We start from the raw sequence: 21,207 nt of genomic DNA on the forward strand, positions 1-21,207 counted from the left end.
ATGTCGAGACAATCTCAACCAATCACCAGAACGTCTCTTTCCACTGCACTGACTGTTTGGCAACTTGAGACGACAGCAGGCACACACTGGCAAGAGCGACGCTTCTGACTGCAATTGCCCCCTCACGGATGTCCTTATGGTTGGCCGCCACAGCGCTCACTCTGCACGCGACGCCCGCCGTCGGCGGATGCTGATCGCGCTGTCTCATTACTCTCCCCCGCCCGAAGAAGCAGAGTCATCGACACAGCCACACGCTGCGCCCAAACTGCCGACGTCCGCCGAGCCGCACCTGACCTCCGACAATCGCCCCGATTCTGAGCTGACCCGGAAACTGAGGCGACTCCGCAATCCAATCTGGGTCTTTACGGGCGACTCACTCGGCTCCCCCCATCAGAAAGCAGCAGTCCCGCTTTCACTGGTTTCCGTTTTCGCCCGCCAGTTGCGCCAGGCGATTCCGGGAGTCCACCACACGATTGCGAACACCACCACTCCGGGAGCCACGATTCGCGACATCGCCCTTGATTATGAGCGTCGCATCGGCCGCTTCGATGTCGACATCCTGTTTCTGATCTGCAGCCCCCAGGAACTTCAGCAGAGCGCCGAAAGCCTCATCGAGTTCGAAGAACAGTGCCACCAGCTGGTCCGACAGGCCAGGTCTCGCGGGGCGCTGGTGATTGTGAACCTCCCGCCGCAAATCGATGGGCTCACCGACTCCCTGCCTGTCGACCAGCTGATTCGGCTCGAGGCGCTGCGGGCCGCCATGCTTGAGGCGGGAGCGCTGGTCGTTGATCATTGGTCACACTGGGAGCGTGCCGCAAAGCCCTCCTGGAGCAGTGAGGGCTTTGCCACCCGCCAAGGGCTGGAGGAGATGACAAAATTCCTCCTCCACGATCTGCACCTGCGGAGTTCTGCATCGCTCCCCAGCCAGACCGACAACTCCGCAGAAGAGCCCCGATTCAGCGACTTCGGTGCTCCGGCCGGTCAACCTTCCCCCTGACACCGAAGCCGTCGCCACCGTCCACTACGCACCGTGTTCGGCTCCCCGCTTACTGCGCTGGCGACGGAGGCGGTGAAATCTCCAGCCCGACACAATAAAGACGCTGCTGACCACAAACCCGAAAATCAGCAGAGCCTCGTGGACAAAAAACGCCATCAGCAGGCTGGTCAGCAGCAGCAGAGTGGCGTGCAAGTAGAACTCCCCCGACAGAATTCCGGCTTTCACGATAAAGACCGAGGCCGCGAGCAACGCCAGCACGGGAGAGAGAGTCAGCACGGGCAATCCCAGCAGCGCCTCGATCCCGAACAGGGCTGTCGAGGAGGCCATGCTCGCCGCCCAGACGTGGGCAATCTGCCGCTCGACGAAAGTGACCGGGCCGGAACGGTGACGCAGGTTCCAGAAGATCAGCCCCCACGTTCCCAGCCCGACCGTCCACAGCACCACATAGGGAGAGCGCGACGTCACTCCGCTCCGCTGCAGACCGTCGGTGAAGAGACAGAGCAGAAAAATCACCAGACCGTGCCACATCCACAGCAGCCCCCAGTTCTCGAGCACACTGAAATGATGCGTGGGGCGGAACGCACGACTCAGAACCTGACTGAATTGCGATGAGCGCGCCGAGACCGGCTCGTTCCTCACGTAGGCTTCCAGATCATCGGCGAGTGCATCCGCAGAGGCATACCGCAGGTCCGGCGGCTTTTGAGTCGCCTTCAGGATGATCATTTCCAGGTCGGGATCGATCCCCGGATTCAGCAGCCTCGGCAGCGGAGGATCCTGCTCCCGAATTAGCAGGAGGGCATCCACCGGATTTGCCGCCTGAAACGGAGGCCGTCCGGTCACACAGGCGTACAGCACCGCTCCCAGGCCGTAAATGTCCGCGGCGGTTCCCACCTCACCCCGACCGGCCGCCTGCTCCGGAGCCATGTAGCCGGGAGTGCCAAGTATGGCCCCTGTCTCTGTAATCGAGGGAGAGTGCTTCCCGTGTTCAGCCTGCAGCGGAAACTGCTTTGCCAGCCCGAAGTCAGAAACAAACGGCCGTCCTGATTCGTCGACCAGAATGTTCGAGGGCTTGAGGTCCCGATGCAACACCCCTTTGGCGTGGGCCGCAGCCACGGCCCGGCAGACCGGCAACATCAGTCGAGCCGCCTCGCGGTCCGGCAAGGGCCCCTCGGCGATTCTGCGGGCCAGCGTCGTTCCCTCGATGAGTGGCATGGTAAAAAAGGGCAACCCCTGCACTGACCCGACTTCATAGACGGTGACAATATGCGGGTGGTCGAGTCGGGCAGCTGCCTCCGCCTCACTCCGAAATCTCTGCAGGTTCGCCTGCGATGCCGCCTCCCCCAGCAGCAGCATTTTGATGGCCACCCACCGGTTCAGCGACCGCTGCCGCGCCCGAAAGACGACCCCCATCCCACCCCGGCCCAATTCCTCCACAAGTTCGTAATCATCGAACAGACTGGATGCGAACCGTCCCCCCGCCGGCGAAGCGGGCAGTGCCGGGGGGATCATCGACGCGGGAGCCTCGCGGGTGGAGTTGGCAAAGTTCTCCGCGAACAGAACCGTCCCCCAGAGTTCCCGGAGCTCCTGTTCCTGCTCCGGATACTCCCGAATCGCCCGCTCCAGGGAAATTTCCTCCCCCAGCCGGACCCGTTCGGTCAGCGAGTCGAGTATCGCCATCAGCCGGTCGTCGTCACCTGTTACGTCCAAGATTCAGCCTTCTGCCACATCAGTCACAGCCCACGCCACGCCAGGTGGGGGGGGGGGAGAGTTCAGGTTACGCCAAAAATTCCGGGAAGAATGCGGGTTCCAAATTCCTCCAAAAAGGAGACAATACACTACCTTGACATTGTCGGTTGAGCCGATACCGTATTGCCTCGCTGGCCCCATCGTCTAGAGGCCCAGGACATTGGATTTTCAGTCCAAGTACGGGGGTTCGAATCCCCCTGGGGTCACTGCCTCAAGGACGGCATTCACAGAAACGTGAGTGCCGTCCTTTTTTTGTGCGCCGACGCTCGGCCGCTCTCATCCACAAACGGCCCATAATTGGGTCCCTCTTCCTTCCGCCCCCACCCGAGATCGGGGTCGGCCTCTTGCACGGACCGTATAACGATTCTCGCCTCGGACGGGCTGCCCACGCACCCCGAGACAGGATTGCCGGCACCACCAGCTCTCCTTGAAGCTCTGCATCCAGCCAAGGAATCTCTCGCCAGAAGCTGCCCAAAAAACAGGCTGCCCAATAAAGAGGCACGCTCCAGATGCTGTTCACTATGAAAATGCGTACAGAGCCGATTGCGCTGTGGACGATGACCTTGACGGTTGGTATCCTTCTGACGTCATATTCGAATTGATGGCGCCAGTCGCCGGTAGGAGGCCGGAACGGCGCGGGTTCAAAGGAAGGAGACCTCGGTCATGCTGGTCCTTTCGAGAAAGCCAGGCGAACGCATCCTGATCGGTGAAAATATCGCCGTGACCGTGGTCCGCATCGGCCCCAACACGGTGCGACTGGGCATTGATGCTCCGCGCAATATGAACATTGTGCGCGATGAGCTCTGCCAACCCGAAGGGGAGTCGTCCAAGGTCGTCGCTAAAGTCGCTGCTGAACAGTAGCGGCGGCGGTCCGACCGGGCAGACGGGCAGGGCAGACGAATAATCGCCGGTCGGCACACGCTGCTGCGCGACCTAAGGAGTGGTTGTTTTTCGCCAGCGTTCCCCAACTCGTTTGAGGGGGCCTGTCGGGCGTCGAACAACCACGGTGCAGTCAGCGCGCGACGGCTGCTGTGCAACCCGCTTTTTGACCGGCATCGGCTCGTCACTCCGGCGCTCCACATCCTGGAACCGGGCGGGCCTCCAGTCACGAAAGCATTTCGACTGTCGATTACCCGGTCCATTCCACGCGGATGTCAGGAACTCTCCAAAATGCTGGTTGCGCGGAGGTTGGAGAGAGCAACTTCTACCCGTAGAGCTGCGAGGAAAGCGACGTTTTTTCCGTGATCTCACAGAAGAACCAACGCCCTCCTCAACATGAATCCCAACTCGCCCCCCAGCAGGTCAGTCCGTCAACACCAATCCGCATCACCAGCGACCGCAGACTCCGGGAGTCGCGGCACCCGGCGGCAACGGCCTACGCAGAAGATCTGGACGGTGACCGTCTTCCTGCTGGCCGGTGCCAATCTCGCAGCCCCTCCCGCCTGTGTCACTTTCAACCCGTTTGAACTGTTCGGAATTCTTCCCGCACTGACTTTCCTCAACCTGCTGGTGATCGCCGCAGCAGTCATCCAGATTTTTCTGCCCCCCAAGCCGATTCTTTCCAGCAAAGCGACCCTGATAACAATCGTCGCCCTGCTGGTCCTGACAGTCATGAATGTCCAGATCCTGTATTCAGCTTCTGCAGCTGTCCTACGGACGGTTCCCATTCCGACAGGATCGGCAGCCCCGCTCATCGCCGCACACTGCCAGTTGCCTGACGACGGCCCGATCCTTGTCAGCCGCCTCCCTGAGACCACCAAATAAAAAACGCTCCCGGGGTCCATGTCCGGGAGCGCTGGGAAGGTGACGTCCGTGATTCAGTCGGCAGTTCCGGTGATCACCGGTCTGCCGGAGCGGCTCGAAGCAGCTGCGATCCCCGCAGCCTCTCAGTCGCCGAGCAGCCCTTTGTTCAATTTTTTCAGTGCCTCGGATTCAATCTGACGGACACGTTCACGGGTCAGTCCCAGCGCTTCGCCAATTTCTTTCAGCGTTTGAGGCTCGCCATCGTTCAAACCAAACCGCATCTTCAGAATGGTCGCTTCACGCTCATCCATGTCCTTGAGCATCCGCTCGACATGCGTGAGGTTGTCGGTGTTGATCAGCTCATCTTCCGGACCGAGCAGACGTTCATCGGCAATCAGTTCGCCCAGCGAACCGCTGCCGTCTGACTCCTCAGGCTGGGGAGTGGTGTTGTAGAGCTGAATCGCCTTTTTGACGATTTTCAGCTTCTTGGAAGGGAGTTCGAGCTCCCGCGCGATTTCGTCGGCGGAGGGAGTTCGCCCCAATTCGTCCGACAGCTTGGCATTGGCCCGCCGCCATTTGGAGAGCAGTTCCACCATATACGCAGGAACGCGGATTGTCTTGGCGGAATTGATGAGCGCCCGCTTGATCGACTGCTTGATCCAGTAGCTGGCATAGGTGCTGAAGCGGGTGTTCATGTCGGGGTCGAATCCCTCAACAGCCCGCAGCAACCCGAGATTTCCCTCTTCAATCAGATCCTGCAGAGGCAACCCCTTGTTGGCGTAGCCCCGGGCAATGTTGACCACGAGCCTCAAATTCGCGCGCACCATCCGATCACGCGCATGCATATCCCCATCCGCTATGCGGTTGGACAGCTCGCGCTCATCTTCTGCCGTCAGCAGAGCGGTTTCATTAATCTCGCGCAAATAGGTTTCGAGCGGATTCTGAACCGACGACGTACGACGACGGGTGATCTTGTGCATTGTATTTTCAGGGTATGCCGAATGCTGTAGCGGGGAGCGGCAGGAGTCGTTCCAGTTCCCCGGTCTCCGTCCCGTCCTTGAACGTCTGTGGTCTGTTATCGGATCGGCAGGAAGTGCCGCTATAGGTCGACAGCCAGTTCGGCCAAGTGGCAAGGAAAGACTGAATGAAAGCTGGGATGATCGGGAAAAGGTGCAGAATATGGACTCGACGGATACGAACGGCTGTAACCGTTGTGACGGTTAAGACAGGCGTTGATCGGTGCCCCGCGCACGATCAATCCGAATATAGAGGTCCGCGCGACGAAGACAAGGGGCGAGCCGCCCCCGGATAGCGCAAGTGATAACGACGATTCCGATTCAATCGATCACAGCGATTGATGCCCCCTGTGGCTCAATCTGCCGGAGCGATTTCGACTCCAGCACCCGGTAGCAGTCCGGCAGATCGAAGCGGGTCAGCACCCCGTTGACAAAAGTCGACAGCGGCCACTGATACCGTTCGGACTCGGCCAACGACCGATACGAATTCAGCCCCCTCTTCAGAGTCACTGCGGTGACATCCGGCGACAGCACCGCTGCAAACGTCGCCGGAATCGTCCCCCAGCCGAGTGCCACCAGATGCACACTCTCGTGATCGAAGCTCTTCAGCCAGTCGATGACCCGCAGAATGTCGTAGGTCTTCTGTCCTGCATAGGGTTGACCGAGCATGATTGAATGGGTTGCGTAAAAGAAATCACTGCCGTAGGGCTTCAGAAACGCGTCTGAACCACACGTGTCCGGCTGCGACTCGCCGATCCCGCGGACGTCACACGTATAAAGCACGGCCCCCGGTGCGGCGGCGGTCACTTCGGCAATGAGTTTCTCCTCCCGCAGCTCAACATCGCTGGAATGGTGGGAAATGTAGAGAATCGCCGGCGCTTTCGTCCGGGTCGGGCTCCCGCGCGTCGGGTCATCCGTGACCCAGTAGACCAGCGCCTGGATTCCCGGCTCAGTCTCAACCGCGTACGTATTCGTGTACTTCCCGGGATGCCTCCGACCTGAGTTGGCCCGAAGAATCCGGTAATAAGGCACACCCTTCCATTCCGGAATCTTCAACACGTCCACGAGAGTCGTTGCCAATGCCGCAGGGGAAAGCTCCCCCCGCTGCGCAGCGAGTTCACGTGACTTCTGTCGCGTGAAAGAGAAGACCGACCGCGACCCCATGTCTGCCACCTGACCGCTGGGAGAGCAGTACAGATCCTCGGGTTTCTCCAGAACCAGCTCCGGCTCCTGAGTCGCTTGCGAGACCTGTGTCGCCCGGTTGAACCACTGGTACATCGCTTCGCGTCCACCCCGCCAATACCCGTGTCCTTCCGGGCCGATGTAAAGCTGGACGTTCTCCTCCGCCCCGAGCAAGGCATAGAGCCGCTTCAGACGATTGAAAGCGGTCACTGTCCCCCGCGGATCAAAGAAGTCTTTTTCTTCAGCCAGCAGAATCACCGGTGCCGGGGCCATCGCAGCCAGAAAATCGGAATGGTCCAGCCCATGCGCCAGAACTCCGGGAGGACACTGCTCGGTATCAGCCGGCAGTTCGTTTTCCAGATTGTGCAGGAAAGTCGTCACGAAGCAATTCGGGGCAGCCATCGTCCAGCGGCGATCGAGACCGCAGAGCCAGGTGGTCATGGTTCCGCCCCCGGAATTACCCGTCACACCCACATGCCGGGGATCGACCTCGGGACGCGACAACAGGTAATCGAGCGCGCGAATTCCGTCCCACGCCCGCCAGGTGCCGAAATATTCGCCCACGAGAAACTGCTGGTTGCCACACAGCACATGTTCGCTGACACCAGCGGAGACCGAAGGCTGAACATGCTTGTATTGCAGCCGCTCTCCCTGTCCGATCGGATCAAACAACAGGCAGGCGTAGCCGAGCCTGGCTAGTCCCTGCGCGAACGACTGGTATTGCGAATCTGCCTTGCCGACACCCGAATGTCCGCAGGAGCCCACCACTCCGGGAAACGGCCCCGGCCGATCGGTGGGGAGATAGAGATTTGCCGTGACCATAAAATCGGGACGGCTTTCGAAGAGCACGTTCTCTACCTGATAGCCGTCCCGCTTCAAAACCCGTGTCACTCGGGGATTCAACGGCGTTTTCTCCGGCAGCGGACCGAAGCAGTCGGCGATCTTCTGTCGAACCCGGGCAATGTAATCTTCCGCATCCCCTTTTGTTTTCAGGCTGTCAAATTCGGCATTCGCTCGCCCCCGAATCTCCCGCACGCGATCAACAAAATACTCCTGAACCATGCGGGGAAAATGATTCAGTGGTTTCAGCGGAGAAGGTGATTTCGCCGAGTCACCAGGCTGTGCAGCCAGACCGGTGGGCAACCAGGCCAGGGGAGACGCCAAAACCGCAGCTCCCGAGAACTGCAACAACTGTCGGCGAGTCAGCACATCCGTCGAGATCATAAAATACCCCACCGGTCGAAGAGTCGCAGCCCCTGCCTGAATGCCGGTTTCTCTGAACTCAGGCAGACACGCCAAAAGCAGATCGGTGGATTGTGCACAATCCACGAGTCATCGAGCAATGCTGTCGCCAGCAGGTCGCGAACTTTGCTAAATTCATTCACCCTCACCCGAGGGATGTCCACCACTTCCGCAGAAATCAAATGGGGAGTCATCATGCTGCTCAATCGACGTTATCAACTGCTGTGGTGCCTGTGGATTCTGCTGGCAGTTCCCGCTCTGGCCTCCGCAGAGACTCGCACCATCGCCCGCTGCGGTGAGGGCTGGCTGGAAGAGATTGATGGATCACTCGTCCTCCACCTGAAGGGGACTCCCTATGAAATGGGATATCAGCACGGCAGCCTCCTGAAAGATCACGCCACCTCCAACATCACCAATATCCGCAAGGTCATGGACGAGAAGAAGACACTTCCTCTCGGGCCGCTGGTGCTTCGTCCCACCGCTGCGGTCGCAGTTATTCAGGAAATCCAGAAACCTTACGTCCCCGAGCATTTTCACGAAGAGTTACAGGGTCTGGCGGACGGCTCCGGCATGCCGCTCAGCGATTGTCGTTTCGGGAATTTTCTTCCTGAGCTGTTCCACTGCAGCGGTTTCGCCCTCATGAACTCCGCAACCGCCAACGGACAGCTGCTGCATGGCCGCGTTCTGGATTATGCCGTGGACTGGGGGCTGCAGGAACATGCGGTGGTGATGGTCTGCGAACCGGAGGGGAAGATTCCATTCGTCAACATTTCTTACGCCGGGTTCATCGGCTCGGTCACCGGCATGAATGCGCAGCATGTTTCGATTGGAGAAATGGGGGGCCGCGGACTGGGCCACTGGGAAGGAGTGCCGATGGCCTTCCTCGTCCGGGAAGCACTCAGCCGGGCCAACAACCTCGATGAGGCGATTGATGTCTTCCGGAATTCCCCACGGACCTGCGAATACTTCTATGTGCTGGCAGACGGCAAGAACAACCGTGCGGTCGGCATGGAAGCGTCGTGGAACGTCCTGCAGCTGATCCAGCCGGGAGAAGCGGAAGCCCGACTGCCGACGCCGGTCGTCGACTGCTCACTCCTCTCCGTGGGAGACCGTTACAACGAACTGGTGCGGCGGGTCCAGGCGGGGCATGGAAAGTTCACGGCAGAGTCTGCCTTGCGACTGATGGACAGCGGCGTGGCGATGAAGAGCAATCTGCACAATGTTCTGTTCGAGCCACTCTCGACGCGATTCTGGGTGGCCCATGCCAGCCCCGATGGCAAGCCCGCTGCCGAGCAGCCGTACGCTGCGTTCCAGCTGACGGAATTGCTGAGCCGCCGCCCTGATCCCAACAGCCCGGTACTCCCCGGCCCGGAAGTGGCTGCGGCTTCGAAATGAGAGCCAACGGATTAGACACGGAGACCCACCACACTTTCAGCAGGAGGTCGCATCCTATCGAAGATGCAGTAAAAGACTTGAGATGGATACACTACTAGAGTGTAATAGTTACCATTGAATCGGGCAGTATTTCCTTAGACCTGCAACTTGGCGTGTCATAGCGCTATTGAAGCAGAACGACACAAACTGGGCAAAGGGCAAATGAAACTCGAATCCATTACACTCAAGAATTTCCGAGCTTTTCACGAAGAGACTCGCATCGGCATAGGAGATCTCACAGCCATCATTGGCAAGAATGACGTCGGAAAGTCTTCGATCCTCGAGGCAATGGAGGTGTACTTCAACAACGGAACAGTAAAAATTGAGAGTGACGATAAGCACGTTCACGCGAACGAAGCATTCATTGAGGTAACATGCGAGTTCTCCGACATTCCCGAAAAGCTTGTACTAGACGCGCAAGCTGAAACGACGCTGCAAGATGAACATCTCCTCACTCTAAATGGCCTACTTTCCATCAAGAAGCGATGGCGATGCACCAGCGGGAAGCCCAAAGAAGAAGTCTTCGTATGCGCCAATCACCCTAGCGAGGAAAAATACAATGACCTACTAGGCCTCACACAAACTCAACTCCGCGAGAGAATGGCAAAACTCCGCGTTCCCACGGAAGAAGTTAACCGCAATAGTAATCCAGCAATGCGAAAAGCGATTTGGGAACACTGCCCTGACCTAAAGCTCACTTTTGCTGAAGTTCCCGTCGCAAAAGAAGACGGAAAGCAGATTTGGGAGAAGCTCTCCTCCCATTTACCATTATTCGCACTCTTCCAGAGTGATCGCACGAGTCGTGACTCAGATGTTGAAGTCCAAGATCCAATGAAGCTGGCAGTGGCTACAGCACTTGCCGAACCAGATATTGCTCAGAAACTCTCCGAAGTAGTGGATGCTGTCCGAAGTAAGGCCGTCGCCCTTGCTGAACGCACCCACAAGACTCTGTCGAAACTGGACGCCACTCTGGCGAGTGAACTTACGCCTGAGTTCAAGGCTGACCCAAAATGGGCAGGGCTCTTTTCACTGGCTCTTAATTGTGAAGATGGAATACCCGTCAACAAGCGCGGCAGTGGTGTTCGTCGCCTAATTCTCGTAAGCTTCTTCCGCGCCGAAGCCGAGCGCAGGTTAGCAGAGGGTGCAAGCCGAAGCATTATCTACGCGATCGAAGAACCCGAGACAGCTCAACATCCGAACTACCAGAGGATCTTACTAAGTTCATTTAATCAGCTTGCCGCTGAACCCAACTGCCAAGTCCTCATTAGCACTCATAGCCCCGGATTTGCGTCGTACCTCCCCATTGATTGCTTTCGGTTTGTCGACCGTGAGCCAAGTGGCCGTCGCCATGTACGAGAAGTAAGCGAGGAGGCACTGAAACTAATCGTCGAATCGCTTGGAGTAGTTCCTGACAACCGAGTAAAAGTGCTACTTTGCGTTGAAGGTCCAACGGACGTTGATGCACTCAAGTGCCTTAGCCATGCATTACATATTTCAGACAGAACCCTGTTAGATCTTTCCCGCGACCCACGCATCGCTTTCCTTGTACTAGGTGGGGGCACCTTGATGCACTGGGTGAACCAACAGTACCTTCGCGGACTAAACCGCCCAGAAATTCATATCTACGACAGTGACGTAGCTGCCTACGGAGGCGCAATTCAACAGGTCAACACAAGAACAGATGGATCTTGGGGCATTCATACAAAAAAACGCGAGATCGAGAACTATCTTCATCCGGATGCCATCTTCGAGGGTATAGGCTGTTCGGTCACATGAGGTAGTTTCACAACCCTTTGATGATGGTGTACAGGCAGGCTAAGTGAACGAAGCCTTCGAACAGTTCGGCGTAGTATTCCCAGCGAGTGATCAATCGGCGGCAGTTCTGCAGCCAACTGAAAGTGCGCTCAATTCGGTATCGGCGTTCGTATCGCCGCAATGCTCGACCGTCCTGCAGTCGAGGCTTGGTTCGTTTGTCTCGGTGCGGGCAGATCAGTTCGATGCCACGGGACAGAAGATGTTCCCTCAACCAGTCGGCATCGGCAGCTTTATCGTACAGCAGGCGACGCGGCTTGCCGTGTGGAGGGCATTGATCAATCAATGTTTGGATCGTGGTCACCTCGCTGTAATTGGCAGAGGGGGTATATGCCGAGAGTGGAATGCCTCGTCCATCAGTCAGGAGGAGGATGCGGGTTCCGTTGCCACGATGACAACGTCCCACGTCGTCACCCCTTTTTTTGCCCGTGAAAACGAGCCATCACCGATCGCTTCTTCCCAGTCGATGCCACGTCGCTGTAGCAGCTTGCTGAGCAATCGATCCCAGGCTGCACGAAAGACCCCGTTTCGAGTCCAGTCACGATGGCGTCGTCAACAGGTGACTGGTGAGGGGTATCGTTCTGGTAAATCTTTCCAACGGGCCCCTGTAATCAGTACCCACAGAACGCCTTCCAAGCACTCACGAGAAGATCGCCAAGGGCGTCCTCCACGGGGGCCCACCGGAAGATCAGGAAACAGATCCGCGATCAGAAACCATTGTGCATCAGAGAGAAAGGGCTTCGGGGCCGTCCTGGACCCTGTCTTGTTGGGCCGACGGGGTGTCGGCCACGAAGGCAGGGTAATGAGCATGAGTGTCTCCTTTCACCATGCTCATAAGCACATCCCTTGCCAATCCTGTTCAGTAATCTAAAGGTTGTGAAACTGGCTCATTTAACGACTCGGACGATGTGCCCGAATTAATCCGAGCTAAAAATGGATGGAAAGTGAACACCTGCAAGAAGAAGTTAGCCACGTACGCGTTTCCGAAAATGACTGCGGAAAGAATCGCAGCCCGTGATCCTGATGGTGAAATCGTAGGTTGGCTCCACCGCATTGCAGCAATGCTTACATAGTTCTTCCTCACTTACCCATTCATGATTGGCCACTGAAATGTAACGAATCCTACGCCATGTAGTCCGAACATAAAAAAGCCCCCGGTTTTCACCGGAGGCTTTCGTCTCATCTCAGCGGAATCAGATTCCGCAGCACTGCGAATTACTCGTCACCCTTGGGGTTCATGGAGAACAGCGGACCGCTGCTGCCGCCCATGCCGCCCTTCAGCTCACGAGGTGCTGACGATTCGCTGCCGCTGCTGCTGCCGGCATCATCCTGCTCGACTTCAGCATCCAACTTCATGCTCAGACCGATCTTCCGCTCGCCGGTATCGACTCGCAGAATCTTGACATCGATCTCGTCGCCGACCTTCACAATGTCTTCCGGATTCTTGGAAGTATCGCCACCTGTCAGTTCTGACACGTGCAGCAGGCCTTCGAGCTGGTCTTCCAGTTCGACGAACACACCGAAGTTCGTGATCTTGGTGACCTTCCCCTTGACCACGGAGCCGGGCTGGAACTGCTGCGGGATGCGGGTTTCCCACGGATCTTCGTCAAGCTGCTTGAGGCCCAGGGCGATGCGCTTCCGCTCTTCGTCGACCGAAACCACGACGCACTCGATCTCGTCCCCCTTCTTGAGCATTTCGCTCGCGTGGGAGATCTTGCGGGTCCAAGACATATCGCTGACGTGCAGCAGGCCGTCGACCCCTTCTTCGAGTTCGATGAAGGCACCATAGTTGGTGAGGTTGCGAACGGTCCCCTTGACGCTCTTGCCGACCGGATATTTGTCCGAGACATTGTCCCAGGGGTTCGGCTGGGTCTGCTTCATGCCCAGCGAAACTTCCTGCTTGTCGGTGTTGATGTTGAGCACCACCACTTCCACTTCGTCGCCGATCGCCACCATTTCGCTGGGGTGATTGAGGCGGCGGGTCCAGGACATTTCGCTGATGTGCACCAGACCTTCGATGCCGTCTTCCAGCTTCACGAAGGCACCGTAGGTCATGACGTTGACCACTTCGCCCTTGACGCGGGATCCGACCGGATACTTCTCGGCCACGTTTTCCCACGGGCTGGCCAGCTTCTGCTTGAGGCCGAGCGCGATCTTTTCCTTGTCGCGATCCACGTTGAGGATCATGACTTCGATCTCGTCGTCGATCTTGACCATCTCGGACGGATGATTGATGCGGCCCCAGCTCATATCAGTGATATGCAGCAGGCCGTCGATGCCGCCCAGGTCGACGAACGCACCGAAGTCGGCGATGTTCTTGACGACCCCCTTGCGGAGCTGGCCTTCCTGAATTTCGGACATCAGCTTGCGCTTGAGTTCGGCACGCTGTTCTTCGATCAGGCGGCGGCGGGAGACCACAATGTTCTTGCGGGCATCGTCGATCTTGAGAATCATGCACTCGATTTCATGACCGACAAATTCGCCAATGTCGGCCGGACGACGGACGTCGACCTGGCTGGCGGGGAGAAACACGTTCACGCCGCGCTGGCCGGAGGAAGAGACCGACTCGCCGATATTGACCAGCAGGCCCCCCTTGATTTTGCGGACGACCATCCCTTTGATGGTATCGCCTTCGCCATGCTTGCTGATGACCCAGTCCCAGTCTTTCTGGCGATCTGCCTTCCGCTTCGACAGCAGCACGAGACCGAAGTCATCTTCGATCTCTTCGAGCAACACTTCAATCGTGTCGCCGACCTTGGGTTTTTCTTCGTCTTCGGCCCACTCGTTGAGCGAAACCATCCCTTCGCTCTTGTAGCCGATGTCGACGAGAACTTCGTCACCATCGATGCTCAGCACCTTGCCCTGCACCAGCTGATTGACATCGAATGGACTTGAAGTGCGTTCGTAAACGCGGTCCATGCTGTCGTCTTCGCGATTGATCCAGTCTCCGATCTCGCCGCCCAGTGCGGCATCGAGCTCGGCATCATCAACCTGGAATTCGCGAATGAGATTACGATTAACCATAAGAACCTTGTTCCAATCCGGCGAAATCTCGCCACGGGCCGCCCCGACGCAGGACGCCCGACTGCTGAATGAAAAAACGACGACCCCTCGCGAGCCGGCCACTGGCCGACTCTCCCGACGAAGGCTCGCTTGGGTGAATCCCGCACATTATCACAGTCCATGCTGTCGATGCCAGCGGGTTCTGCAATAATGTATGGCTGCGTCAAGGGATCGGGAAACAGTTTCAGGTCGACAGGGAGCGCGCTCACGATGGGTGCAGAAGACTTCAACGCAATCGAATCCGCACTGAAAGAGCAGGGGATCGACTCCGCATTCGAGCAGCTCTTCCAGCGGCTGCGGCAACGCAGGGAATGGCACAACCTGTTTGACGCCAAAATGTTACAGGCGAAGAAAGACTTGAGCCTGCCCCTCTCCCGGCCCTCTTCCCTGCAGGATGTCCCCGCCGAACACCGCAAGTCGATCGAACACTCTTACCTGCTCGCCGCGCGGGAAGTGGCCGACGAATTCCTCCGCGAAGGGGACTTTTCCAGTGCCTGGATGTACCTGCAGGCGATCCGCGAACCGGAAAAAATTGCCGCTGCGATCGACCAGCTCCCTGATTCCATCGACGACTACGATCGTCTGGAGCGTATTCTGGGCATTGCCCTGCATCAGGGAGTGCATCCTGAGAAGGGGGTCAAACTGATGCTCAACAGCCACGGCACCTGCAGTACGATCACCGCGCTCGACCAGCTGTTTCCGCAGCTGACGCCGCAACAGCGTTCCAATTGTGCCAAGCTGATGGTCCGGCATCTTTACGAGGACTTGCGAGGAACCGTTCGACGCCACCTGGAGCAGCGGCTCCCTCTGCTGGAGCCGGATCTTCCGCTGGAGGACCTGATCCGCGGTCGGGAATGGATCTTTGAAGGAACCAATTATCACATCGATGTCTCGCACCTGAGTTCGGTCGTGCGGTTTGCACGGTCGATCGAAGTCCCTGCCGAAGAGCTGCAGCTGGCACGACAGCTGGCCCAGTACGGAGCACAGCTCGACCGCTCACTGCAGTATGATGGCGACCCGCCGTTCCAGAACTTTTATCTGGCGCACCGCCATTACTTTGGTGTGCTGTTGAACCAGCATCGCGAGGCAGGGCTAAAGTATTTTCGCGAGCAGCTGCAGGCCGAGCCGGATGAACGGGACCAGCCGATCCTCGCCTATGTCCTGGTGGACCTGCTGGTCCGCAGCGAACAACTGCATGAAGCAATCGACGTGGCTACGAAATACCTCGCGAATCTTGGCGAAGATGTGAATATTTCACTGGATGAACTCTGCGTGAAAGCGGGAAGACCGGATGTGCTGCTGAAGCTGCGGCGCGAGCAGGATCAACTGGTCGGCTTTACCGCGGCTTTAATGCAGTGCCACACCAGCAGCTCAGCCGAAGTCGTCAGTTAAGGTCCTGCATCGCGATCGAAAGACGCCCATTCCACCAGGGATGTCAATATTCAGACCACACCCCCGAACAAGGTTCGCACCCGTCCCTCGCAGACACTGATCGGTGTCTTGCGAGGACTCCTGATCGGCAGTTGCGGGCTGCTGGTCTTTGAGATCCTGCTGGGGATCGTGCCTCGCCTGAAGCAGCTTCAGCAAATCGCATTGCCGGCTGAAGCAGCACAGCTGCCGCAGGCACGGTTCGTCATCGCGGTTTCCGATTTTGCGGTCCAGCACAGGGAACTCTTTCTGGCATCAGGATTCTTCCTGTATGGCTGTTTTCTGCTCGGGATCTTTCGCTTCTCACATCGCTGGTGGGCGATTGCGTTATGTCTGCTGTACGAGGTGCTGTTGATCACATCAGCAATTGTCCTGCTGCGGATGTGGGGTGAATCGCTGGAAAACCTCCTCCAGACCTGCGTTGCTCCCAGGTAGAAGACCGTTCCAGTCGGTGACCGTCTGAAAACATTGCTTCGGGAGCCCGCAGTTCCAGTGAGGCCCGTCACCAGTTGCCCGCGACACGGCCTGTGATATCCTCGGAAGTCTATGAGCAATCTGATTCTCGTTTCCGATGAGCTTCTTCTCCGCCTTGCTCAGGCAGGCACAACTCTCGAACTGCGGGAGGAGTGGCCGGCGGAACAGTTGCAGTGGCTCGCCGGTGAAGGGGTGATGGGCTGGACCATTCCACGCGAGTTCGGGGGCTTCGATGTTTCGAACTCCGAACTGCTGCGGGGATACGAAGCTCTCGCAGCTTCCTGTCTGGTGACCACACTGATTCTGACCCAGCGCAATGCCGCCTGCCAACGGCTCGCCATCAGCGAAAATGCCCGTCTGAAAGAACGGCTTCTCCCCGATCTGGCGGCCGGCAAGACCTTTGCCACAGTCGGCATTTCGCATCTGACGACCTCGCGACAGCACCAGCGCGTTCCTGCGGTGACCGTCGACTTCTCCGGGAATCGGATGACGCTAAAGGGGACGATCCCCTGGGTGACCGGGGCTGCGCATGCGGACTATCTGGTGACTGGTGGGACATGCGACGATGGCCAGCAGATTCTGGTGGCTGTGCCAACGAAGCTGGAAGGGGTGCAAATTGCCGCCCCCATCCAGCTGATGGCCTTAGGTGCGTCAAAAACCACATCGGTTGAGCTTCATAATGTCACTCTTTCCCGCGATTGGCTGATTGCCGGACCGGTCGACGGAATCATGAAGCAGGGGGGAGGAGGGGCCGGCTCTGTCAGCACCTCAACGTTGGCGTTGGGACTGGCCGCCCGGGCTCTGGACTTGATCGAAGAAGAAGCGGAGCACCGGCCGGAGATCGCTTCCGTCGCCGAACAGTTCGCGAATGAACTGCTGGAAATCAGGACCGATCTCTACCGTTCGATCGACGCGCCCGCGGATCTCCCTTCGGTCAGTGCGGCGGCAATTCGTCAGCGGGCCAATTCATTGGTCCTGCGACTGACGCAGGCGGGCGTGGCGATCAGCAAGGGAGCAGGGTACGTGCGCGGGCACCCTGCGGAACTGGCTGTTCGGCAAGCAATGTTCTTTCTGGTCTGGTCCTGCCCGCAACCGGTGGTACAAGGGGTGCTGGAAGAACTGGCGTGCTTTTGAGGGGAAGGCCGGGAAAACCGACAGGAAGTGCTGCGGAATCTTCGCAATCACAGTGAATCTGCCACAACACATTTCCCCATCAGCAGATATAGCAACGACTCGCACGTCTCCCATCCTCCCAGAGCGGGAAGAATGGCAAATTTCCTCCTATTGCGCAGAATCGGGTCGAACAGGAAAAACGCATTGGGAGAGGCTCGATGAACTCAATAGCGAGAATGTGAAGCCCGGCCCAGATAAACGGAATGGCGAGCTTCTTGCAGGACGATAGTTTCCGAGGCCAGAGGCCGAGGGGCACGACTGCGCACCCGGCGACTGGCGATCCAGACTGACGATGCGATAGCGGGGCGAAGGAGCTGGAAGTTGGCGAGCGTCATCACCACCACCGATCAGAGCCGCAACCCTCCGAGTGCCTCCCCTGTGGCGCCCGTCGGTGCCAAGGTGAGTGACGGGACACAGTTAGGTTTGACCGCATTTCACGGTCTCGACATCCCCGGACTGATCCGCTTTCTGAGTCTGCGGCCTCCGCTCGACCGTCACCATTGGGGCAAAATTGCGAGCTTCTTCTTCACGGCACCGTGGAACTCCTTTGCGAATCTTGTCGAAACCCTTGTGCAGGGTCGAAGGGTCGAGCGCACCGAACTGACTGCTCCGCCGGTATTCGTTCTGGGACACTGGCGAAGTGGAACGACACTGCTGCAAAGCCTGCTGGCGCTCGATCCGCAGTTCGTCACGCCCAATCTGGCAGAGGTCTTCTGGCCGGGCAGTTTTCTGACCTTTGCACCGATTCTGTCACCCCTGACAGCCCGCTTTCTTCCCGAGACCCGTCCGATGGACAGCGTTCCAGTCGGCTGGGAAGAACCGCAGGAAGATGAAATCGCCCTGCTGATCATGTGTCTGTACTCCCCTTATCTGATGCTCGCTTTCCACGAACGACGCGAGAAGTTCGAGCGTTATTTCGACGTCCGGGAAATGCAGCCACACGAAGAACGACGCTGGGAGCAGTCTTTCCGCCACTATCTCAAAAAGCTGACGCTCAAGTGGAACCGTCGTGTCCTGCTGAAGTCGCCGACGCACACCTTCCGCGTCCCCAAGCTGGTCGAGATGTTCCCGGATGCGAAGTTCGTCTACATCTACCGCGACCCCTACGCCGTGTTTAATTCCTCGGTGCATCTGCGGAAAACGATGTTCCGGGAGAACACCCTCTCCAACGTCGATCACTCGCACACTCCCGAAGAAGTGCTGCATCTTTACATGCGGTGCTTCCACCTTTATGAGGAAGCCCGCCCCCTGATTCCGGCGGGGAACCTGTATGAGATCCGGTATGAAGATCTCGACGCAGATCCTCTCAACAGCCTGGGTGACCTGTACCGGAAACTGTCACTCCCCGGCTGGAACCACCTCGAACCGTTGCTGCGGGCGCGGATGTCGACGATCAAGGAATACAAGAAAAACCGGTTCGATATGGACCCCGAATTGATGCGGATGGTCTACGAGCGGACCCGCCCCGCGTTCGAGCGATTCGGATATCCCAGCCGCCTCGACGAATCGCCCTCTGTCCGGAGTCCGGCGGCCTGCTGAAACAGATTGCACTGTCCAATCCCGCGCAGCAAGCGTTTCGCTTGGTGAAATGCTGACTTCCGCGTGGCAAAAACGGAGCAGTCAAACGTCCAAAGTCTTACGCTGCCCGGGGAGAGCGGATTCCTGCGGTCCCAGAGAGACGACGTTCAGGCCGCAGTGACAGAATCGCGCTCACAATTTGGGAGCAACGGCGGGAGTTCCTTCGAAAGAGCCGGGAGATTACCCCTGCGGAGAAGTCGACCCCACCGTCGGACCGGCTGTCGCGTTCTCTGAGGAATTTTCTGACAAAGCCTGAGGAAACTGTCCCCGGTACAGAAGATTCTCCCACCAGGCGGGGGGACGCAGATTCAGGTCCTGTCCGGAAACAACCCGGGTTTTGCCGCGTCGCGTCCGGATCAGGAGTTGTCCGTCCTCCAGGACGCGATCCACGATCCAGAACTTGTCCACCTGATAGGTGTAGTTGTCGCCGTGAGGCGAGGGGGCGACTTTCCGGGCCCGGGGGCCGGGCTTCGTGCTGTGCTTGGTGACCCGGTAAATGATGTGGTCGCCCGGCTTGAATTGTCTGACAGATTTCAACATTGCCACAAACCTCGGACCGGCGTGAATCATTGCGAGCCTCTGCAGAGTCAACGCGGGGCAGTCAGCGCAAGCGCCACACTTTTCAAAGCAGCACCGAATTTTTACGGAAACCCTCTCAGGGAGCAAGATCTTTTACCACACCTGCTTGAGCGATTTCTGACTCCCCGACCGTCGATTCAACAATCTTTCGGGAACGAACCCTCCCGGGCTTCTCAATGAGCAAATCTGCGGTATGACTGAAAGTGTGAGTCCCCGGCCCGGGCGGGGGACCAAATTTCGAGAAGGGAGACGAAACGGAAGCGCCCTTCCGGCCCCCTCCCTCTCGGCCGCTGACGTCAAAACCGGCGGGTTGATCCCGGGGTTCCAGTTCCGAAAATTTCAGGGGAGAGACGCTGATGACAATCACCTCCGAGCAATTGCGCAGCAAAAAATGCCTCCCGTGCGAGGGGGGCGTCGAGAAACTCTCCCGTGAAGTTTCCGAACAGTTGCTCGCCAGCGTCCCCGGCTGGCAGCTCTCCGACGACCATTCCTCGATCGCCCGTTCCTGGACGGTCAGGAACTTTGTCGCCGGAATGGAATTTCTCAACCGAATTGCAGAGGTTGCCGAAGCGGAGCAGCATCACCCCGATCTGCATCTGACCGGTTACCGGAAGGTCCGTGTCGAATTAAGCACGCATGCCATCGGTGGCCTCTCCGAGAACGACTTTATTATTGCTGCCAAGATTAACGACATCCCGGTTGCCGAAAAGTCTGCCAGGTAATTGACAGCCAGCAGGCCGGGCATCACAAGAAGCTCCCGTTCCATGATCACCACCGCGATCCTGATGCTGCTCGCGTCGCTTTTCTCAGGAAATGTCGGCACCCGGCACGGTAGCGACCGGCACAAAGAACTTGCGAAAATCGTCTCCGGAGTCTTCCTCGCGATCTCGCTGACGCTGTTTGGAGCGGTCCTGCTCGGCTTCGGGGCGGCGACTGCGTTGACCTCTCCCCCACCGCCGCCGAATGTCGCTCCTCCCTCCGACACGGACGCGGCCGCACCCCCGGGGCGATCAGAGAGTTGACACGCTCCCAAGTTCCGTGCGCTCTCGATTGCTGAATCTCAGGCCCCGGCAGCAGGGAGCAGGAGCAGAAAACAGGTTGGCGATCGGACCGGGCAGCGGGAGCAGAGGCCGGGACCGGGTCAGTTTTCAGCCTGAATTCCCCACCACTCCGCTAAGAGAGACCAAACTGCTCTCGTTTCAAATTCCGTAATCCATCCCAGTCGTGCAGCTGGCAGAGGCAGCAGATCCGACAGGATGGGGCGCGATCCCTTTGTCCGCTGCAGTTCGTGGTGGTCGTTCGGACCGGTAGAACTGACCTCTTCGCGCCGCCAAACGCAAATTGAGGCATTTCGTCACCGTCCTCCCAATCTCCATTGAGCTAGGGTTGCTCATTCATCCGACCAAAGAAGGGAAGATGATCCATCGGAGCTGAAACAGGAAGCGGGAGTCATGCTTGTACTAAGCCGGAAACAGGACGAGAAGATCATCATTGGCGATTCGATCACCTTAATGGTCGTGTCCATCCAGGGGGACAAGGTGCGGCTGGGGATTGAAGCCCCGAAGCATGTCAGCATCCACCGCGAAGAAGTGTATCGCGCCATTCTGAAAGAGCGCGACGATGCCGATCACCCCACCTCGAGCGAAGCCCGCTAGAGAACTTTTTGACTGTCGATCTGCCCGTTTCCGCTCTGCGGATCTGCGATTTCCAGTAATCGGGACGTGAGCTGCGGGGCCACAG

Annotated in this window: 18 protein-coding genes, 1 tRNA gene and 1 pseudogene; 13 read left to right on the forward strand and 7 right to left on the reverse strand. The window is 58.1% G+C overall.

The genetic code is table 11. The features are described 5' to 3' along the window. Nucleotides 1–136 precede the first annotated feature (136 nt). Nucleotides 137–997 (forward strand): hypothetical protein, encoded by an 861-nt coding sequence (locus SH664x_RS13360; RefSeq protein WP_437201684.1) that lies wholly within the window; start codon nt 137–139, stop codon nt 995–997. Nucleotides 998–1,021: 24 nt separating this feature from the next. On the opposite strand, the gene SH664x_RS13365 is transcribed toward SH664x_RS13360, so the two are convergent. Next, nucleotides 1,022–2,704, reverse strand: a complete 1,683-nt coding sequence (locus tag SH664x_RS13365) for a serine/threonine-protein kinase (RefSeq protein ID WP_437201685.1) — start codon at nt 2,702–2,704, stop codon at nt 1,022–1,024. A gap of 172 nt (nt 2,705–2,876) precedes the next feature. On the opposite strand from SH664x_RS13365, the gene SH664x_RS13370 reads away from it, so the two are divergent. The 3 genes from SH664x_RS13370 to SH664x_RS13380 all read left to right on the forward strand — a co-directional run bounded on the left by SH664x_RS13370 (nt 2,877) and on the right by SH664x_RS13380 (nt 4,507). Next, a tRNA-Glu gene (locus tag SH664x_RS13370) sits at nt 2,877–2,949 on the forward strand. A gap of 457 nt (nt 2,950–3,406) precedes the next feature. Beyond that, nucleotides 3,407–3,604, forward strand: a complete 198-nt coding sequence (locus SH664x_RS13375) for a carbon storage regulator (RefSeq protein WP_437201686.1) — start codon at nt 3,407–3,409, stop codon at nt 3,602–3,604. A gap of 534 nt (nt 3,605–4,138) precedes the next feature. After that, nucleotides 4,139–4,507 carry a hypothetical protein gene (locus tag SH664x_RS13380; protein ID WP_437201687.1) on the forward strand — a complete coding sequence of 123 codons (369 nt, stop codon included), beginning with the start codon at nt 4,139–4,141 and terminating at the stop codon, nt 4,505–4,507. A 122-nt stretch (nt 4,508–4,629) separates the two neighbouring features. Here the strand turns inward: SH664x_RS13380 and SH664x_RS13385 are convergent, their stop codons facing one another. Together SH664x_RS13385 and SH664x_RS13390 are read right to left on the reverse strand one after the other, a co-directional pair. After that, nucleotides 4,630–5,466 carry a sigma-70 family RNA polymerase sigma factor gene (locus SH664x_RS13385; RefSeq protein ID WP_437201689.1) on the reverse strand — a complete coding sequence of 279 codons (837 nt, stop codon included), beginning with the start codon at nt 5,464–5,466 and terminating at the stop codon, nt 4,630–4,632. 357 nt (nt 5,467–5,823) lie between these two features. Continuing rightward, nucleotides 5,824–7,908 carry an alpha/beta hydrolase family protein gene (locus SH664x_RS13390; protein WP_437201690.1) on the reverse strand — a complete coding sequence of 695 codons (2,085 nt, stop codon included), beginning with the start codon at nt 7,906–7,908 and terminating at the stop codon, nt 5,824–5,826. 174 nt (nt 7,909–8,082) lie between these two features. Between SH664x_RS13390 and SH664x_RS13395 the strand changes: the two genes are divergently transcribed. Beyond that, nucleotides 8,083–9,321 (forward strand): C45 family autoproteolytic acyltransferase/hydolase, encoded by a 1,239-nt coding sequence (locus SH664x_RS13395; RefSeq protein ID WP_437201692.1) that lies wholly within the window; start codon nt 8,083–8,085, stop codon nt 9,319–9,321. Nucleotides 9,322–9,522: 201 nt separating this feature from the next. Further along, entirely contained in the window at nt 9,523–11,136 is a 1,614-nt protein-coding gene (locus SH664x_RS13400) for an ATP-binding protein (protein WP_437201694.1), read from the forward strand. Nucleotides 11,137–11,143: 7 nt separating this feature from the next. On the opposite strand, the pseudogene SH664x_RS13405 reads toward SH664x_RS13400, so the two are convergent. The 3 genes and pseudogenes from SH664x_RS13405 to SH664x_RS13415 all read right to left on the reverse strand — a co-directional run. After that, nucleotides 11,144–11,587, reverse strand: a pseudogene (locus SH664x_RS13405) (IS5 family transposase); the annotation flags it as partial. 137 nt (nt 11,588–11,724) lie between these two features. After that, nucleotides 11,725–11,982: a transposase gene (locus SH664x_RS13410; protein WP_437201696.1), complete on the reverse strand. Its 258-nt coding sequence runs from the start codon at nt 11,980–11,982 to the stop codon at nt 11,725–11,727. 405 nt (nt 11,983–12,387) lie between these two features. Beyond that, on the reverse strand, nt 12,388–14,196 hold the full coding sequence (locus tag SH664x_RS13415) for a 30S ribosomal protein S1 (RefSeq protein ID WP_437201698.1): 1,809 nt from the start codon (nt 14,194–14,196) through the stop codon (nt 12,388–12,390). A 249-nt stretch (nt 14,197–14,445) separates the two neighbouring features. Here SH664x_RS13415 and SH664x_RS13420 point away from each other — a divergent pair, with 249 nt between their 5' ends. The 4 genes from SH664x_RS13420 to SH664x_RS13435 all read left to right on the forward strand — a co-directional run bounded on the left by SH664x_RS13420 (nt 14,446) and on the right by SH664x_RS13435 (nt 18,849). After that, on the forward strand, nt 14,446–15,627 hold the full coding sequence (locus SH664x_RS13420) for a hypothetical protein (protein WP_437201700.1): 1,182 nt from the start codon (nt 14,446–14,448) through the stop codon (nt 15,625–15,627). Nucleotides 15,628–15,735: 108 nt separating this feature from the next. Then, nucleotides 15,736–16,098: a hypothetical protein gene (locus tag SH664x_RS13425; RefSeq protein WP_437201702.1), complete on the forward strand. Its 363-nt coding sequence runs from the start codon at nt 15,736–15,738 to the stop codon at nt 16,096–16,098. A gap of 111 nt (nt 16,099–16,209) precedes the next feature. Continuing rightward, complete coding sequence (locus SH664x_RS13430) at nt 16,210–17,271, forward strand: acyl-CoA dehydrogenase family protein (RefSeq protein WP_437201703.1); 1,062 nt, start codon at nt 16,210–16,212, stop codon at nt 17,269–17,271. A 360-nt stretch (nt 17,272–17,631) separates the two neighbouring features. Beyond that, nucleotides 17,632–18,849 (forward strand): sulfotransferase family protein, encoded by a 1,218-nt coding sequence (locus tag SH664x_RS13435; protein ID WP_437201704.1) that lies wholly within the window; start codon nt 17,632–17,634, stop codon nt 18,847–18,849. Nucleotides 18,850–19,068: 219 nt separating this feature from the next. Here SH664x_RS13435 and SH664x_RS13440 read toward each other — a convergent pair whose 3' ends face one another. Continuing rightward, nucleotides 19,069–19,428 (reverse strand): hypothetical protein, encoded by a 360-nt coding sequence (locus tag SH664x_RS13440; protein ID WP_437201706.1) that lies wholly within the window; start codon nt 19,426–19,428, stop codon nt 19,069–19,071. A 395-nt stretch (nt 19,429–19,823) separates the two neighbouring features. Between SH664x_RS13440 and SH664x_RS13445 the strand changes: the two genes are divergently transcribed. The 3 genes from SH664x_RS13445 (at nt 19,824) to csrA (ending at nt 21,122) form a co-directional block, all read left to right on the forward strand. Continuing rightward, nucleotides 19,824–20,189, forward strand: a complete 366-nt coding sequence (locus tag SH664x_RS13445; RefSeq protein ID WP_437201708.1) for a 4a-hydroxytetrahydrobiopterin dehydratase — start codon at nt 19,824–19,826, stop codon at nt 20,187–20,189. 42 nt (nt 20,190–20,231) lie between these two features. Then, on the forward strand, nt 20,232–20,489 hold the full coding sequence (locus SH664x_RS13450; protein WP_437201709.1) for a hypothetical protein: 258 nt from the start codon (nt 20,232–20,234) through the stop codon (nt 20,487–20,489). A gap of 429 nt (nt 20,490–20,918) precedes the next feature. Further along, nucleotides 20,919–21,122: a carbon storage regulator CsrA gene (csrA, locus tag SH664x_RS13455; RefSeq protein WP_437201711.1), complete on the forward strand. Its 204-nt coding sequence runs from the start codon at nt 20,919–20,921 to the stop codon at nt 21,120–21,122. Nucleotides 21,123–21,207 lie beyond the last annotated feature (85 nt).

The sequence above is a fragment of the Planctomicrobium aquicomposti genome, assembly GCF_051466325.1.
GTDB lineage: Bacteria > Planctomycetota > Planctomycetia > Planctomycetales > Planctomycetaceae > Planctomicrobium.

What these genes read in the sequence shown, in the direction of transcription:
- SH664x_RS13360 (WP_437201684.1), top strand. Translation starts at nt 137, where the DNA reads ATGGTTGGCCGCCACAGCGCTCACTCTGCACGCGACGCCCGCCGTCGG.
- SH664x_RS13375 (WP_437201686.1), top strand. Translation starts at nt 3,407, where the DNA reads ATGCTGGTCCTTTCGAGAAAGCCAGGCGAACGCATCCTGATCGGTGAA.
- SH664x_RS13385 (WP_437201689.1), bottom strand. Translation starts at nt 5,466, where the DNA reads ATGCACAAGATCACCCGTCGTCGTACGTCGTCGGTTCAGAATCCGCTC.
- SH664x_RS13390 (WP_437201690.1), bottom strand. Translation starts at nt 7,908, where the DNA reads ATGATCTCGACGGATGTGCTGACTCGCCGACAGTTGTTGCAGTTCTCG.
- SH664x_RS13395 (WP_437201692.1), top strand. Translation starts at nt 8,083, where the DNA reads ATGTCCACCACTTCCGCAGAAATCAAATGGGGAGTCATCATGCTGCTC.
- SH664x_RS13400 (WP_437201694.1), top strand. Translation starts at nt 9,523, where the DNA reads ATGAAACTCGAATCCATTACACTCAAGAATTTCCGAGCTTTTCACGAA.
- SH664x_RS13410 (WP_437201696.1), bottom strand. Translation starts at nt 11,982, where the DNA reads ATGCTCATTACCCTGCCTTCGTGGCCGACACCCCGTCGGCCCAACAAG.
- SH664x_RS13415 (WP_437201698.1), bottom strand. Translation starts at nt 14,196, where the DNA reads ATGGTTAATCGTAATCTCATTCGCGAATTCCAGGTTGATGATGCCGAG.
- SH664x_RS13420 (WP_437201700.1), top strand. Translation starts at nt 14,446, where the DNA reads ATGGGTGCAGAAGACTTCAACGCAATCGAATCCGCACTGAAAGAGCAG.
- SH664x_RS13430 (WP_437201703.1), top strand. Translation starts at nt 16,210, where the DNA reads ATGAGCAATCTGATTCTCGTTTCCGATGAGCTTCTTCTCCGCCTTGCT.
- SH664x_RS13440 (WP_437201706.1), bottom strand. Translation starts at nt 19,428, where the DNA reads ATGTTGAAATCTGTCAGACAATTCAAGCCGGGCGACCACATCATTTAC.
- SH664x_RS13445 (WP_437201708.1), top strand. Translation starts at nt 19,824, where the DNA reads ATGACAATCACCTCCGAGCAATTGCGCAGCAAAAAATGCCTCCCGTGC.
- SH664x_RS13450 (WP_437201709.1), top strand. Translation starts at nt 20,232, where the DNA reads ATGATCACCACCGCGATCCTGATGCTGCTCGCGTCGCTTTTCTCAGGA.
- csrA (WP_437201711.1), top strand. Translation starts at nt 20,919, where the DNA reads ATGCTTGTACTAAGCCGGAAACAGGACGAGAAGATCATCATTGGCGAT.